This is a genomic window from Stenotrophomonas nematodicola (genome assembly GCF_009467805.1).
GTDB classification, from domain to species: Bacteria; Pseudomonadota; Gammaproteobacteria; order Xanthomonadales; family Xanthomonadaceae; genus Stenotrophomonas; species Stenotrophomonas nematodicola.
The window spans coordinates 119,225-132,727 of the sequence record NZ_WIAY01000004.1 but is presented as its reverse complement, the minus strand read 5'-3'; the positions used below and the strand labels follow the sequence as shown (position 1 = coordinate 132,727).

General features: G+C 68.7%; 13 protein-coding genes. 6 read left to right on the top strand and 7 right to left on the bottom strand.

Going from position 1 to position 13,503, the window contains the following annotated elements:
- Nucleotides 1–145: 145 nt before the first annotated feature.
- Entirely contained in the window at nt 146–1,084 is a 939-nt protein-coding gene (locus GDJ08_RS13485) for a DUF808 domain-containing protein (protein WP_153165057.1), read from the top strand.
- 28 nt (nt 1,085–1,112) lie between these two features.
- Here the strand turns inward: GDJ08_RS13485 and GDJ08_RS13480 are convergent, their stop codons facing one another.
- From GDJ08_RS13480 to GDJ08_RS13470, 3 genes are read right to left on the bottom strand one after another with little or no spacing between them, the layout of a single operon-like run.
- A complete protein-coding gene (locus GDJ08_RS13480) occupies nt 1,113–1,766 on the bottom strand; it encodes a hypothetical protein (protein WP_153165056.1) in 654 nt (217 codons plus the stop codon).
- A gap of 10 nt (nt 1,767–1,776) precedes the next feature.
- Complete coding sequence (locus GDJ08_RS13475) at nt 1,777–2,292, bottom strand: RNA polymerase sigma factor (RefSeq protein WP_153165055.1); 516 nt, start codon at nt 2,290–2,292, stop codon at nt 1,777–1,779.
- A gap of 50 nt (nt 2,293–2,342) precedes the next feature.
- The gene (locus GDJ08_RS13470) at nt 2,343–3,905 is read right to left on the bottom strand and encodes a GGDEF domain-containing protein (RefSeq protein ID WP_017355148.1); all 1,563 of its coding nucleotides are present in this window, start codon (nt 3,903–3,905) and stop codon (nt 2,343–2,345) included.
- Nucleotides 3,906–4,052: 147 nt separating this feature from the next.
- On the opposite strand from GDJ08_RS13470, the gene GDJ08_RS13465 reads away from it, so the two are divergent.
- A complete protein-coding gene (locus GDJ08_RS13465) occupies nt 4,053–4,694 on the top strand; it encodes a Rossmann-fold NAD(P)-binding domain-containing protein (RefSeq protein ID WP_017355149.1) in 642 nt (213 codons plus the stop codon).
- 95 nt (nt 4,695–4,789) lie between these two features.
- Here GDJ08_RS13465 and GDJ08_RS13460 read toward each other — a convergent pair whose 3' ends face one another.
- From GDJ08_RS13460 to pdhA, 4 genes are read right to left on the bottom strand one after another with little or no spacing between them, the layout of a single operon-like run.
- Complete coding sequence (locus GDJ08_RS13460) at nt 4,790–6,154, bottom strand: dihydrolipoamide acetyltransferase family protein (protein ID WP_136004636.1); 1,365 nt, start codon at nt 6,152–6,154, stop codon at nt 4,790–4,792.
- Nucleotides 6,151–6,504 (bottom strand): SH3 domain-containing protein, encoded by a 354-nt coding sequence (locus tag GDJ08_RS13455; protein WP_136004635.1) that lies wholly within the window; start codon nt 6,502–6,504, stop codon nt 6,151–6,153. The genes GDJ08_RS13460 and GDJ08_RS13455 overlap by 4 nt, the downstream gene beginning before the upstream one ends.
- Nucleotide 6,505: 1 nt before the next feature.
- Nucleotides 6,506–7,576: an alpha-ketoacid dehydrogenase subunit beta gene (locus tag GDJ08_RS13450; protein WP_153165054.1), complete on the bottom strand. Its 1,071-nt coding sequence runs from the start codon at nt 7,574–7,576 to the stop codon at nt 6,506–6,508.
- A complete protein-coding gene (gene pdhA, locus GDJ08_RS13445; RefSeq protein WP_017354863.1) occupies nt 7,569–8,651 on the bottom strand; it encodes a pyruvate dehydrogenase (acetyl-transferring) E1 component subunit alpha in 1,083 nt (360 codons plus the stop codon). Before pdhA ends, GDJ08_RS13450 begins: the two co-directional genes overlap by 8 nt.
- A gap of 323 nt (nt 8,652–8,974) precedes the next feature.
- Between pdhA and GDJ08_RS13440 the strand changes: the two genes are divergently transcribed.
- The 4 genes from GDJ08_RS13440 (at nt 8,975) to GDJ08_RS13425 (ending at nt 13,501) form a co-directional block, all read left to right on the top strand.
- The gene (locus GDJ08_RS13440) at nt 8,975–9,853 is read left to right on the top strand and encodes a tryptophan 2,3-dioxygenase (protein ID WP_017354862.1); all 879 of its coding nucleotides are present in this window, start codon (nt 8,975–8,977) and stop codon (nt 9,851–9,853) included.
- A 242-nt stretch (nt 9,854–10,095) separates the two neighbouring features.
- The gene (locus GDJ08_RS13435) at nt 10,096–11,598 is read left to right on the top strand and encodes a peptide MFS transporter (RefSeq protein ID WP_017354861.1); all 1,503 of its coding nucleotides are present in this window, start codon (nt 10,096–10,098) and stop codon (nt 11,596–11,598) included.
- A gap of 8 nt (nt 11,599–11,606) precedes the next feature.
- Complete coding sequence (locus GDJ08_RS13430) at nt 11,607–12,212, top strand: thioredoxin family protein (RefSeq protein ID WP_153165053.1); 606 nt, start codon at nt 11,607–11,609, stop codon at nt 12,210–12,212.
- Between the two features lie 146 nt (nt 12,213–12,358).
- A complete protein-coding gene (locus tag GDJ08_RS13425) occupies nt 12,359–13,501 on the top strand; it encodes a hypothetical protein (protein WP_229296524.1) in 1,143 nt (380 codons plus the stop codon).
- Nucleotides 13,502–13,503: the final 2 nt, after the last annotated feature.

The window sequence follows — 13,503 nt, the reverse complement described above, 5'->3', positions numbered from 1 at the left end:
GGCGTATTCAAGCAGGACTCCGGCAACGGCGATCCACCGCAGTGTGGCCGGGTCCCGGTGGTGGAGCGGTGAATCCGGCGGCATCTACCGCGAGCGGGGCTGGATAAGTCAGAATCGGCGCTTCGATCGATCCTTTGGAAGCCTCATGGCCGGTGCCAGTCTGTTCGCGTTGCTCGATGACATTGCGTCCCTGCTGGACGACGTGTCGGTGCTGACCAAGGTGGCGGCCAAGAAAACCGCCGGTGTGCTGGGCGACGATCTGGCGCTGAACGCGCAGCAGGTCACCGGCGTCAATGCCAACCGCGAACTGCCGGTGGTGTGGGCGGTGGCCAAGGGCTCGCTGGTCAACAAGGCGATCCTGGTGCCGGCCGCGCTGGCCATCAGCGCGCTGGAAGCCTGGCTGCGCGGCAAGGGCTTCCCGGTCCCGATCGTGGTGCCGCTGATGATGATCGGCGGCGCGTTCCTGTGCTTTGAAGGCGTGGAGAAGCTGGCGCACCGCTTTCTGCATTCCAAGGAAGAGGATGAGCAGAAGAAGGCTGAGCGGGTGAAGGCGCTGGCCGACGAGAAGGTGGACATGGTGGCGTGGGAGAACGACAAGGTGAAGGGCGCGATCCGCACCGACTTCATTCTCTCGGCCGAGATCATCGTGCTGTCGCTGGGCGTGGTCTCCGCTGCGCCGTTCCTCAACCAGGTGACCGCACTGGTGGTCATCGCGCTGGCGATGACCGTGTTCGTCTATGGCCTGGTGGCCGGCATTGTGAAGCTGGACGACCTCGGTCTGTACCTGTCGCGCAAGGGCGCGGCGCTGGCCGCGCTCGGCCGTGGCCTGCTGGTCGCTGCGCCGTGGCTGATGAAGTTCCTCTCGGTCGCCGGCACCGCCGCGATGTTCCTGGTGGGTGGCGGCATCCTGGTGCACAACGTGCCGGCGCTGCACCACCTGGTGCTGTCGCTCGGTGGCGAGGGCCAGTGGGGCTGGCTGGTCAACGCGCTGGGCAACATGGTCGTTGGCGTGATCGCCGGTGCGATCGTGCTGGCTGCAGTCACCGCCGTCCAGAAGCTGCGCGGCAGGCACGCCGCGCACTGATCCCCGCAGCGGGGGGTGGAACCCGGCGCTACGACCAGTCGCGCAGTCCGTCCAGCTCGGCGCGTGCCTGTGCCAATCGGCGCCCGGAAAGGGCGTCAACCGCGCGCTGCAGGCGAGGTGACTGGGGATCGCGGGCGAACCAGCGCCGCGCCAGGAGCAGCAGCGCCACCATCAGCGCCGTGCCGGCCACCAGTGACACCAGCAGCCAGCGCGCGGCATACACCGCGAGGTCCACGCCCCAGGCCTGCCAGGCCAGCAGTACCGGCACCGCCAGCCACAACCAGCACCAGGGCAGCCCCAGCAGCAGCTCGCCGAAGGCGGTGTGCATGCGCAGCGACGCCAGCACGCGCGACTGCTCCACCACGGGCTGGTCGGGCTGCAGTTGCCGGCGCAGGTGCAGCCGCGCGGCGCTGGCGATGATCACCGCCACGCTGTAGGCATGCAGCGCGAGCGCGCTGATCATCACCGCCAGCGGCGGCTGCTGCCACCACACGCTGCCGCAGTAGATCGCCAGCGCCAGCCAGAACAGCAGCTGCACGACCTGCAGTGTCCCGAAGGCCGACAACTGGCGCTGCACGGCGTGCTGCCGGTGGCGGCGCCAGGCATCCATCGCGGCGGGGCCCTCGTTGCCGTCGGTGCCGGCGTACTGCTGCCAGAGATGCTGGAGCGGGTCGGTGTGCATGGTGGTGCCCTCAGAGAATGGGGTCGAACCGCGCCCGCAGCTGCTGGCGCAGGCGGTGCAGGCGGGTGGAGACATTGGCGCTGCTGATGCCCAGGATCTCGGCGATCTGGCGGTGGTCGTGGTCATCCAGGTGCAGCAGCATCAGCGCCCGGTCCAGGGGCGGCAGCGCCCGGATCGCCGCCTCCAGCTGCCGCAGCGTCTGCCGGTGTTCAGCCGGCACACCGTCGTCGGCGGCCAATGCCGCCTCGTCCAGCACCGCGTGGTGGCGCTGGCGCAGCTGCTGGCGGCGCAACTGCGAGATGGCCACGTTCAACGCCACCCGGTACAGCCAGGTGGAGAAGCGGGCGCGCGCCGGATCGAAGCTGTCGAAAGCATCCCAGGCCTGCACGCTGATGTCCTGGATCAGGTCCAGCCGGTCCTCGTGGTGGGCGCAGTAGCCGCGGGCGATCTTCAGCACGATGCCGCGGTGCTGGGCCAGCAACGCGGCGAACTGGGCGCGGGGATCGGCAGGGGCGGTGGCAGTCATGTCCATACCCGGATGATTCGCAGGGACGCGGCCGATATCACACGGTGCGCTCAGCGCGGAGGATCGGCCGCCTGCACGCGGTTCTTGCCAACCCGCTTGGCCGCATAGAGGGCCGCATCGGCCCGGCGCAGCAGCGTGTCGGCGTCCTCGCCCGGCTGCCACTGCGCGATGCCGGCGCTGAAGTGCACCGGCACCCGCTGCTGGTCCAGAGGCAGCGGGCGCTGGGCCAGCGAGCGCTGCAGGCGCAGCAGGGTGGACATGCTGTCCGCACCCGGCGTTTCCGGCAGCAGCAGCACGAACTCATCGCCGCCCAGGCGCGCGATCGCATCGCTGCTGCGCAGGTGCAGCTGGCAGACCGCGACCAGGTGCCGCAGGACCGCATCGCCGCCGGCATGGCCGTGCGTATCGTTGGTCTGGTGGAAGTCGTCCAGGTCGATCAGGGCCAGCGCCAGCGGGTGGGCCTGCCGGGCGGCCCGGGCCAGTTCGCGCTCCAGCAGTTCATCGAAGCCACGGCGGTTGAGCGCGCCGGTCAGGGGATCGGTGCGGACCAGTCCGGAAACATCGCGCAGTTCCTGCTCCAGCTCGGCGATGCGCGCTTCGGCCTGTTCGACTTCGCGGCGTGCGTTGCCCAGGTGGTCGCGTGCCTGCAGGGCCTGTTCCTGGACCCGGCCGGTGTCCTGCAGCACATCCTGAAGCAGCAGGTTGAGGTCGGCGATGCTGCGTGCTTCCTTCAATGCCAGGGCATAGCTGCTGATCCGGTCGTGGTACTCGCCGGTACTGACCGCCATGCCGTCCAGGCGTTCGATGAAGCCTCCCATCAGGTGTTTCATGGCCGCCTTGGAGTCGCTGATGCCCTGCTTGAGCAGCCCCTGCTTGTAGATCACCTCGCGCAGGTTGGCGCGCGCCTGTTCCACCGAGTCGCGGTCCAGCGGGCCACCGATCAGGGCCCGCACCGCGTGCACCTGGCCGTGCAGCCAGCTGCTGTCGTCGAGCAGCTCGCCGATGTTGTCCAGCAGCAGGTCGAACAGGCTCAGCAGCAGCTCCTGCTGCTCCTGCCAGCCATCGCTGCGCACGCCGATCTGGTGGGTGAGCTCGCGCAGGCGCTGCTCGATCGGCTGCAGCGGCTGGCCGGGATGCCAATGGCGCAGGTCGCCGGCGATGCGCGCCGGTTCGTCCTTCAGCTCGGGCATGTTCTGCAGCAGGCTGGCCACCGTGACCCCGAGCGTGTGCCGCAGCAGCTCGCGCAGGCGCAGGCTGTCGGGCTGCCCGTCCGGGCTTTCCTGCTCGATGGTGCGGATGTACTTGTCGATCAGCTGGCGCATCGCGCGGCCGTAGCTGACCCAGTCGGCGCTGCGCTGCGCCGATTGCAGGCGCAGTCCCATGTCGCCCAGCTCGCCGGGCAGCGTGGACATGCCGTGGGCAAAGGCGGCCAGCAGCGGCTCGGGCTGCTCGGCCCCGGCGAACAGGCGCTGGAGCATCGCGCTGCTGCCGCCCTTGGGACCGGCGGCAGCGACGCCGGCCTCCTCGATCACGCGGGTGTCGACCTGGCGCCGCGACAGCAGCCGGCCCACGGCGGTACCGGGGCTGGGGGGAGCGTCGTGCGGGTCGGTCATGCGCAGGTCCTTGGCGGGTTTCCGGCGCGCGGGCCGGGCGGGTGGGAGGTTGGAACAGTATCGGCGCCGGGAACGCCGGCTTGAACCCACGGACCGGGCACGGCCGGTATGCCACGATGGTAGGCAATCGGAAAGCAGGAGCGTGCGATGAAGGTGATGCTGGCAGGGGCGACCGGGCTGGTCGGCGGGCAGGTCCTGCTGCAGCTGCTGGACGATGCGCGCTGCGATGCGGTGGTAGCGCCCACGCGCCGTCCGCTGGAGCAGAGCGACCCGGTCCTGGTCAATCCGGTGGTCGATTTCGAGCGGCTGCCCGTCGACGCGGACTGGTGGGCGGTGGATGCGGTGATCTGCGCGCTGGGCACCACCATCAAGCAGGCCGGGAGCCGCGAGGCATTCGCCCGCGTCGACCACGACTATCCGCTGCAGGTGGCCACCCTGGCGCAGGCGCATGGCGCCCATGCCTTTGTGTTGAATTCGGCGATGGGCGCTGACGCAGGCTCGCGGTTCTTCTACAACCGGGTCAAAGGCCGGCTGGAACAGGACCTGCGCGGCCTGGGATATCCGTCGCTGACGCTGGTGCGCCCAGGGTTGATCGGGGGCGAGCGCGCCGAGCGGAGGGCCGGCGAACACCTGGCCAGCATCGTGCTGGGCGCACTGGGCCCGGTCCTGCCGCGAGGCTGGCGGATCAACCCGGCGCACACCATCGCCGGAGAAATGCTGGAGGCGGCGCTGTCGCCGCGTCCGGGCGTCCACGTCATCGACTCGGCGCGGCTGGCGCCGCGTCGGTAGTGTCGGGCCGGGCTGACGCGATGAAAAAAAAGCCGGGCAATGCCCGGCTTCTTCGTGGTACCGACCTGCGGCCGGTACCTCTTCCTACCTGTGGATCAACTGGCCAAGGCCAGGTCGTCCAGCATCGCGCGCAGGAAGCGGGCGGCTTCGCCGCCGGTGGCCGCGCGGTGGTCAAAGGTCACCGACAGCGGAATCACCTTGTGCGCTTCCACGCCACCCATCACCGGGGTCATCTGGTGGCGGGCACGGCCGGCACCGACGATGGCCACGCACGGCGGCACGACGACCGGGGTCGCATAGCGGCCGGCGAACATGCCGAAGTTGGACAGCGAAATGGTGTAGCCACTCAGTTCGGAGGCGGCGATCGCGCGGGATTCCACCTGCTCGCGCAGGCGATTGACGCCTTCGCGGATGCCGCGTGCATCGAGCACGTCGGCATTGCGCAGCGCCGGCACGAACAGACCGTCGTCGGTGTCCACCGCGATGCCCACATCCACGTGCGCGTGCAACGTGCGGGTCAGGGCGTCGCCGTCGAACCAGGCGTTGAGCGCCGGCACCTTCTGGCAGCCCACCACGATCGCACGGACCAGGCGCGCGGTGACGTCGTTGCCCGGCACCCAGGCATGGATGTCGGCGTCGTCGTTCAACGTGGTCGGGACGACCTTGCTGTGCGCGTCGGCCATCACCCGCGCCATGTTGCGGCGCACGCCCTTGAGCTGTTCCGGCTGGCCCTTGGCGACAACGCCCGGCGGCTGGGTGCGCATCGGCTTGCCTGCCGCGGACAGCGGGGCGCGGGCCTCGCTCTGGCGGGCCACCGGTGCAGCGGCGGCAACCGGCGCGGCGGCGACCGGCGCCGGTGCGGCACCGACCTTGGCGCTGCCGTCGGCAGCAGCCTGCTTCACGTCGGCCATCGTCACCGCGCCATCGGCGCCGGTGGCGCGCACGCGGCTCAGGTCCACGCCCAGCTTGCGGGCGGTGGCGCGCACGGCCGGCACGGCCTTGACCCCGCCCACGGCCAGTGCCTGTTCGGCATGCACGGCGTTGGAACTCTGCATCGCACCGACCACGGTGCCGGCGTCATCACGCTCGGCGGCGGGCTTGGCGTCTTCCACCGCTGCCGCTGCCGGGATCGGCGGCGGAGTCGGGGCGGCGGCAGGTGCGGCATGCCCGTGGCTGTGGCCGGTGTCCTGGCCATCGGCGCGCTGCGGCAGGTTCGGGTCCAGCTGGAACTGCGCCAGCACGCTGCCGGTGGGGATGATGTCGCCCGCGCCGCCGGCCAGCTTCAGCACCGTGCCGGAGAACGGCGAGGGCACTTCGACGACGGCCTTGGCGGTCTCCATCGAGACCAGCGGCTCGTCCAGCTTGATCACATCGCCTTCCTTGACGAACCACTCGACGATGGTGGCGTCGGGCAGGCCTTCGCCGAGGTCGGGCAGGTGGAAATTCTTGTTCTCACTCATGTGCAGTTCTCTTCCAGCAGTTCGAGATCGCGGGCCGGCAGCCAGCCCGTCGCGCCGTTCGCGCGTTCGGACCACCACCAGCCACCGTGTTCGTGATGCAGTTTGACCAGTTCGCCGCTGTCCACGTCCAGTTCGCGGGCGTCGTAGTCGCGCAGAGCCTCTGCGCGACCATCGTCCAGCCGCTGCAACCATGCCACCGGTGCCCACCCGGCACGCCCGTCATCGGTGCGTACCCAGGCGAACGCCGGCCATTCCTCGTCGCGGACGCCCAGTTCGACGATCTGGCCGGCGCGGAACCGGAGCGGGTTGGGATACTGGCTGCGGTACGGGCCTAGGAGGCGGGCCCGCATGTCAGCCCGCCGCAACCGCGCGTCTGGCCGCGCTCACGATCCGGTCCACGCTCGGCAGGTACTTCATTTCCAGGCGGAACAGCGGAATGTGGGTGTCATAACCGGTGACGCGTTCGACCGGTGCCAGCAGGTCGTACAGCGATTCCTCGGCCAGGCGCGCGGCGATTTCCGCGCCGAAGCCCGCCGTCTTCGGCGCTTCCTGCACGATCACGCAGCGGCCGGTCTTGGCCACCGATTCGGCGATGGTGGCAAAGTCCAGCGGACGCAGCGTGGCCACGTCGATCACTTCGGCGCTGATGCCTTCGCCGGCCAGTTTGTCGGCCGCTTCCAGCGCTTCCTTGACCTGTGCGCCCCAGGTGACCAGGGTGACATCGGTACCGTCGCGCAGCACGAAGCACACGTCCAGCGGCAGGGCTTCGCCGTCATCGACGACGACTTCCTTGTACTGGCGGTAGATGCGCTTGGGCTCCATGTAGATCACCGGATCCGGTTCGCGGATCGCGGCCAGCAGCAGGCCGTAGGCGCGTTGCGGCGACGACGGCAGCACCACGCGCAGGCCCGGCACGTTGGTGAAGATCGCTTCGTTGGCTTCGCTGTGGTGCTCCGGCGCACGGATGCCGCCGCCCCACGGCACGCGCAGCACCATCGGGCAGTGGAGGCGGCCACGGGTGCGGTAACGCAGGCGTGCGGCGTGGCAGACGATATGGTCCACCATCGGGTACATGAAGCCATCGAACTGCGCTTCGGCAACCGGCTTCATGCCCTGCGCGGCCAGGCCGATGGTCAGGCCGGCGATAGTGGTTTCGTCCAGCGGGGTGTCCAGGATGCGGTCGGCGCCGAAGCGCTGCTGCAGGCCGGCGGTGGCGCGGAACACGCCGCCGTTGACGCCCACGTCCTCGCCAAGCACCAGCACCGACTTGTCGTGCTCCAGCTCCCAGGCCAGCGCCTGGGTGATGGCTTCGATGAGGGTGATCGGGGTGGTGGTCATGTTCGGTTCTCCGCGCGCGATGGCGGCGCTGTCGGCGGCATTGGTCTGCGCGCCCGAGGCGCTGGTGTGCTTGATCTCATCCATGACGCTGCTCCAGGGCGATCGCCTGTGCGCGCTGGGCCAGCAGATCCTGCGGCGGATCGGCATAGAGGAAGTCGAACATCGCTTCGACCGGCTGCACCGGGGTGTTGAGGTACAGGTTGACCTCGTCGTCCACGCGCTTGCCGCAGTCGACGGTCCACGCCGCTTCCTCTTCCTCGCTCCACACACCGGCATTGATGAGGTACTTGCGCAGGCGCAGCATCGGCTCGCGCTGCCAGGCATCCTTCACCTCGGCGTCGTCGCGATAGCGGCGCGCGTCATCGGCGGTGGTGTGGTCGGACAGGCGGTAGGTCATCAGTTCCAGCACGGTGCCACCGTCGCCGGCCAGCGCGCGCTCGCGCGCCTGCAGCATGGCCGCCATCACCGCGATCAGGTCGTTGCCGTCCACCTGCAGGCAGTGCAGGCCACCGGCCAGACCCTTCTGTGCCAGCGTTTCGGCACCGGTCTGGGCCGAACGCGGGACCGAGATGGCCCAGCCGTTGTTGACGATGCACAGGATCAGCGGCAGCTTGTAGGCGCCGGCCGAATTCAGTGCGGCGTAGAAGTCGGTCTTGGAGCTGCCGCCGTCGCCGCATACGGCCACCGCGATCTGCTTCTCGTTGTTGAGCTTGAACTTCAGCGCAGCGCCGGCGGCATGCAGGCACTGGGTGGAAATCGGCACGCAGAACGGGAAGTCCCTGGCGGCATTGCCACCGTAGTCGTTGCCACGCTCGTCGCCGCCCCAGTACATGAGGACGTCGCGCGGGCGCACGCCACGCATGAACATGGCGCCGTACTCGCGGTAGGACGGCGCGAACACGTCGTCCTTCTGCATCGACGCGCCGATGCCCACGTGTGCCGCTTCGTGGCCCAGGCAGGCCGCGTAGGTGCCCAGCTTGCCGGTGCGCTGCAGTGCGATCGACTTGCCGTCGAACACGCGCACGAACAGCATCTGCTTGAACATCGGCAGCAGGGCGCGCGGATCGCGCAGGGCTTCGGGCAGGTCATCGCGGACGAGCGTGCCGTCCGTGTCCAGGTACTGCAGGTATTCGATCTTGAACTCAGCGGCAACCGTCATTGCGTACTGCACCTTCGACAGGAAGTTACAAATGATATGAATTGCCATGTTAAGGAAGGCGTACGAAAAAGCCGTCCTGCGGCGCAGCAAGTGTCCCGGTGGACAGCGCCCCGGTATACCGCAGACAGGTGACGCAATGCCAATGACTACAACGTATTCAGTTGCCGGAACCGGGCATGAGCGACCCCCGGCAGCGCCCCCGCCAGACCGGCCTCCGCGCGCGGACCGCGCAGAAAACCGCCCCCGGACGCCGGCGTAGGGAGTCCCCCGGGCGGGCGATGCGGCGGTGCGCTACCCTTTGTCCCCCTTCTGCGGCGCCCGCCATGTCTGTCGACAAGAACCAACGCGATCTCGAAGCCGGTATCCACACCGATCTGGAGGGGCGCCTGACCTACGGCGGCTACCTGCGGCTGGACCAGCTGCTGTCGGCGCAGCAGCCGCTGTCCAACCCGCCGCACCACGACGAGATGCTGTTCATCATCCAGCATCAGACCTCCGAGCTGTGGTTGAAGCTGCTGGCCCACGAACTGCGGGCGGCGATCGGTTTCCTGCAGCGCGACGAAGTCTGGCAGTGCCGCAAGGTGCTGGCGCGCAGCAAGCAGGTGCTGCGCCAGCTGACCGAGCAGTGGTCGGTGCTGGAAACCCTGACCCCGTCCGAGTACATGGGCTTCCGCGACGTGCTGGGCCCGTCTTCGGGCTTCCAGTCGCTGCAGTACCGCTACATCGAGTTCCTGCTGGGCAACAAGAACGCGCAGATGCTGCAGGTGTTCTCGCATGACCCGGCCGGCCAGGCGCAGCTGCAGCAGGTGCTGGACGCGCCCAGCCTGTACGAGGAATTCCTGCGCTACTTGGCCCGGTTCGGCCATCCCGTACCCGCCGCCTACCAGGGCCGCGACTGGCAGCAGCCGCACGTGGCCGACGATGCGCTGCACCCGGTGTTCGAGCGGATCTACCAGAACACCGACCGTTTCTGGCGCGAGTACTCGCTGTGCGAGGATCTGGTGGACCTGGAAACCGCCTTCCAGCTGTGGCGCTTCCGCCACATGCGCACGGTGATGCGGGTGATCGGCTTCAAGCGCGGCACCGGCGGTTCCAGCGGGGTGGGCTTCCTGCGGCAGGCGCTGGAGCTGACCTTCTTCCCGGAGCTGTTCCAGGTGCGCACCACCATCCGCAACGACGATCCGATGCCGCCGGACGCCTGATCCGGCCGGGCGCCCCGGGCGCCCATTCATCATGACGCGATGATGACCGCCGGCGCGGGCGCAGGCCCCGCCGTTGCTGCGCCGACCGTCCGCCCGGGGGGCCGGAGCGTGCAAGTTCAGCGAGCGCGCGGCGAGCTGCACGAATCGGCGTGTATTTGACGTGAACGTGGTTGGTCTGGGATTCTCCCGCGCTGTTTCGCACATCGGACGTGCATGTCATCCACCGAACCCAGGAATCCCGCATGAGCGTAGACGCCGCCGCGAAATCCGTTCCCGAACCGGCGCTGCCGGAGTTCAAGACCACGCTGGGCCATCCACGCCCGTTGTGGATGCTGTTCATGACCGAATTCTGGGAGCGCTTCGCGTTCTACGGCATCCGCTGGGCGCTGGTGCTGTACATCGTCTCGCAGTTCTTCCAGGGCGACGCGGCCGGCCAGGCGGCCGCCAGCCGTACCTACGGCGCCTACCTGGCGCTGGTCTATGCCGCTGCGATCTTCGGTGGCTACGTCGCCGACCGGGTGCTGGGCTACCAGCGGTCGATCCTGACCGGCGCGGTGATCATGGCCGCCGGCCTGTTCATGGTCGCCATGCCCAACAAGGAGATCTTCGAACTGGGTCTGGCCACGATCATCATCGGCAACGGCCTGTTCAAGCCCAACATCTCCACGATGGTCGGCAAGCTTTACGGCCTGAAGGATGAGCGCCGCGATTCGGGCTTCACCATCTTCTACATGGGCATCAACATCGGCGCGATGATCGCCCCCGTGCTGACCCAGTACCTGGCCGAAGCGGTCTTCGGTACCCAGGCGATGCCGTCCTACAAGATGGTCTTCATCGCGTCGGGCATCGGCATGCTGATCAGCCTGGCATGGTTCTACGTCGGCCGTGCCGGCCTGAAGGGCATCGGCGCTCCGCCGGCAGGTGCCGAAGGGTTCGGCCGCATCATCATGGTGCTGGTCGGCTCGATCGTGGCCATCCCGGTCGCCTACTTCCTGCTCTCCACCGGCGCCACCGCGCTGGCCTGGATCCTCGGCGTGATGTTCGTGGCGCTGGGCGTGCTGCTGCTGGTCGAGGGCATCCGTGAGGGCAAGGTGCAGCGCGACCGCGTGATCGCGATGCTGATCATCTTCATCTTCAACGTGATGTTCTGGATGTTCTTCGAGCAGGCCGGCAGCTCCTTCACCTTCCTGGCCGACAACATCGTCAACCGCAACCTGGGCGGCTGGACCTTCCCGACCGCGTGGTTCCAGTCGGTCAACTCGGTGGCCATCATCACCCTGGCCCCGATCATCGCCTGGATCTGGATCAAGCTGGGCCGTGCCAATCCGTCGATTCCGCGCAAATTCGGCCTGGGCCTGCTGTTCAACGGCGCTGCCTTCGCCCTGCTGATGCTCGCGCTGTCGACGATGGTGGTGGACGGCAAGATCCCGTTCTGGACGCTGTTCATGGTCTACGTCATCCAGTCCGTGGGCGAGCTGTGCCTGTCGCCGATCGGCCTGTCGATGGTGACCAAGCTGGCCCCGGTGCGCCTGGTCGGCTTCGGCATGGGTGGCTGGTTCCTGTCCACCGGCATCGGCAACAACCTGTCGGGCATCTTTGCCGGCGTGGTCAGTGGCGAAGGCGGCATGACCGTCGAGTCGGCGCTGAAGGGCTACACCTTCGGCTTCTGGGCATTGATCGGCTCCGGCGCGGTGCTGTTCCTGATCGCCCCGCTGATCAACAAGCTGATGCACGGCGTCAAGTGAGGTCCGCGATGCGTACGACCCTGTGGTGGTCCCCGATGATCCTGGTCGGCCTGCTGGCCGCCTGTTCGCCATCGGCGCCCACTGCCGCGCCTGCGCAGCCGCTGGATACCTCCGAGCAGAAGCCACCGGTCGCCGATCCCGGCGAGCCGGTGGCCTCGGGCAACACCCCGGCCGCCGCGGATATCGCCGCGGTCGCCGCGCTCAACGCTCAGTTCGACCCGGGCCGCGATCCGGTCGCGGACCTGGCCACGGCCAAGGTCGAAGCCCAGCGCGGCGGCAAGCGCATCGTGCTGGACGTGGGCGGGGAGTGGTGCTCCTGGTGCCACCTGATGGACGCCTTCATCGAGGGCGATGCGGAGATCCGCAGCTTCCGCGATGCCCACTTCGTGTGGATGAAGGTCAACTACAGCGAAGACAACGAGAACACGGCGTTCCTGTCGCAGTTCCCGGCGATCAAGGGCTATCCGCACCTGTTCGTGCTCGACGCGGACGGCACGCTGCTGCACTCGCAGTTCACCGGCGAGCTGGAGGCCGACAAGGGCCAGCCGAAGGGCTATGACCGCACGCGGTTCTTCGCCTTCATGAAGGACTGGGCGCCGCCGAAGGCGCCATGATCGACAAGGCCGCGGATTCCGCGGCCTTTTTTGTTGCCGGTGGCGCGTCGCCTGCTGCCGGCCCTACAGGTTTCAGCCGGGCTGCCGTTACCTCCAAGGACGACATGCCGCGCAGTTCGTGGCGCGCACCCAACGGATTGAAACGCATGCAGCCGGGCACCAGCGACAGCAGTTCCGATATCTCCCTCGACGGACCGGCCGGCGTGAGCCTGCCGCCTGTCGATGTCCTGCTCGACGATCACGGCACGCTGGACACCCCGGACGCCGAGGCCGATACCCCTGCGCCCGGTGCGATACGTTACCGCCTGCCGCTGGTCGCGGTGCCCGACAATGTGCTGCTCAAAGCCGCGGTGCAGAAGCTGGTGGAGCAGAAGGCCCAGCTCGATGCGCTGGCCCGCAACCCGGCGCTGGCCGGGCTGCTGCCGGCCGAGTGGCTGGGCAGCGGGCTGCGCGCGGTCGATCTGCAGGGCTTCGTGCTCTCGGTGCTGCCGTTTCTGCACAACGCGGCCAAGGCCGAGACCGCACCGGCGCGGCTGCCGCTCAAGCACGTGCTGGGCGACGCCGGGCGCTGGGACCGCGACGATGTGGCCGAGCCCAAGTCGCTGGCGTTCTTCCTGGCCAGCGACGACCGCGCCAGTGCGGGCGTGAAGGATCCGGCGGAGGCCTACCTGGTCGGGGCGCTGGGGTTGGCGTGGGTCCACGAAGGACGCACCCGGCCAGGCTTCCTGCGCCAGATGGGCTACGACAGCATGGCGGCGCGGGTCAGCATGCTGGCCTACCCCGAACCGGGGCAGATGGCGCTGTACAGCGTGACCGCCCACGGTGTCAGCCAGATCTGGTGCGTGCTGGACCGGCGCAAGTTGCGGCCGCTGCTGGCGCCCTGGATCAGCGTGCCGCTGCTGACCGCCTACGGCGTGGCCGCACCCGTCGCCTGGCCCACGTCGTTCCCGGCGGTGGACGAAGTGGCGCAGATGCTGGCCACGGCACGCACCGGCAAGGGGCCGGTGGAAGTGGACCTGGGCAAGGTCGCGGCCAAGATCGCGCAGGACGCTTCGGCGGAAACCTGGATGCCGGTCAGCCTGCTGCAGGTGGGCACCTGGGCACCGCGCTGGCGTTACTTCATGGCCACCTTCATCGGCCTGCCCTCGCTGCTGCTGGTGGTGGCCGCCCTGGCGCTTCCCGGCGCCATCGAAGCGGCGGCGGTCGCCGCCTCACTCGGCTTCGCTGGCGGCGCCATCGGGGCACTGGCGGCCCCGTGGGTGCATGCGCGCCGCAAGCACCTGAGCTAGCA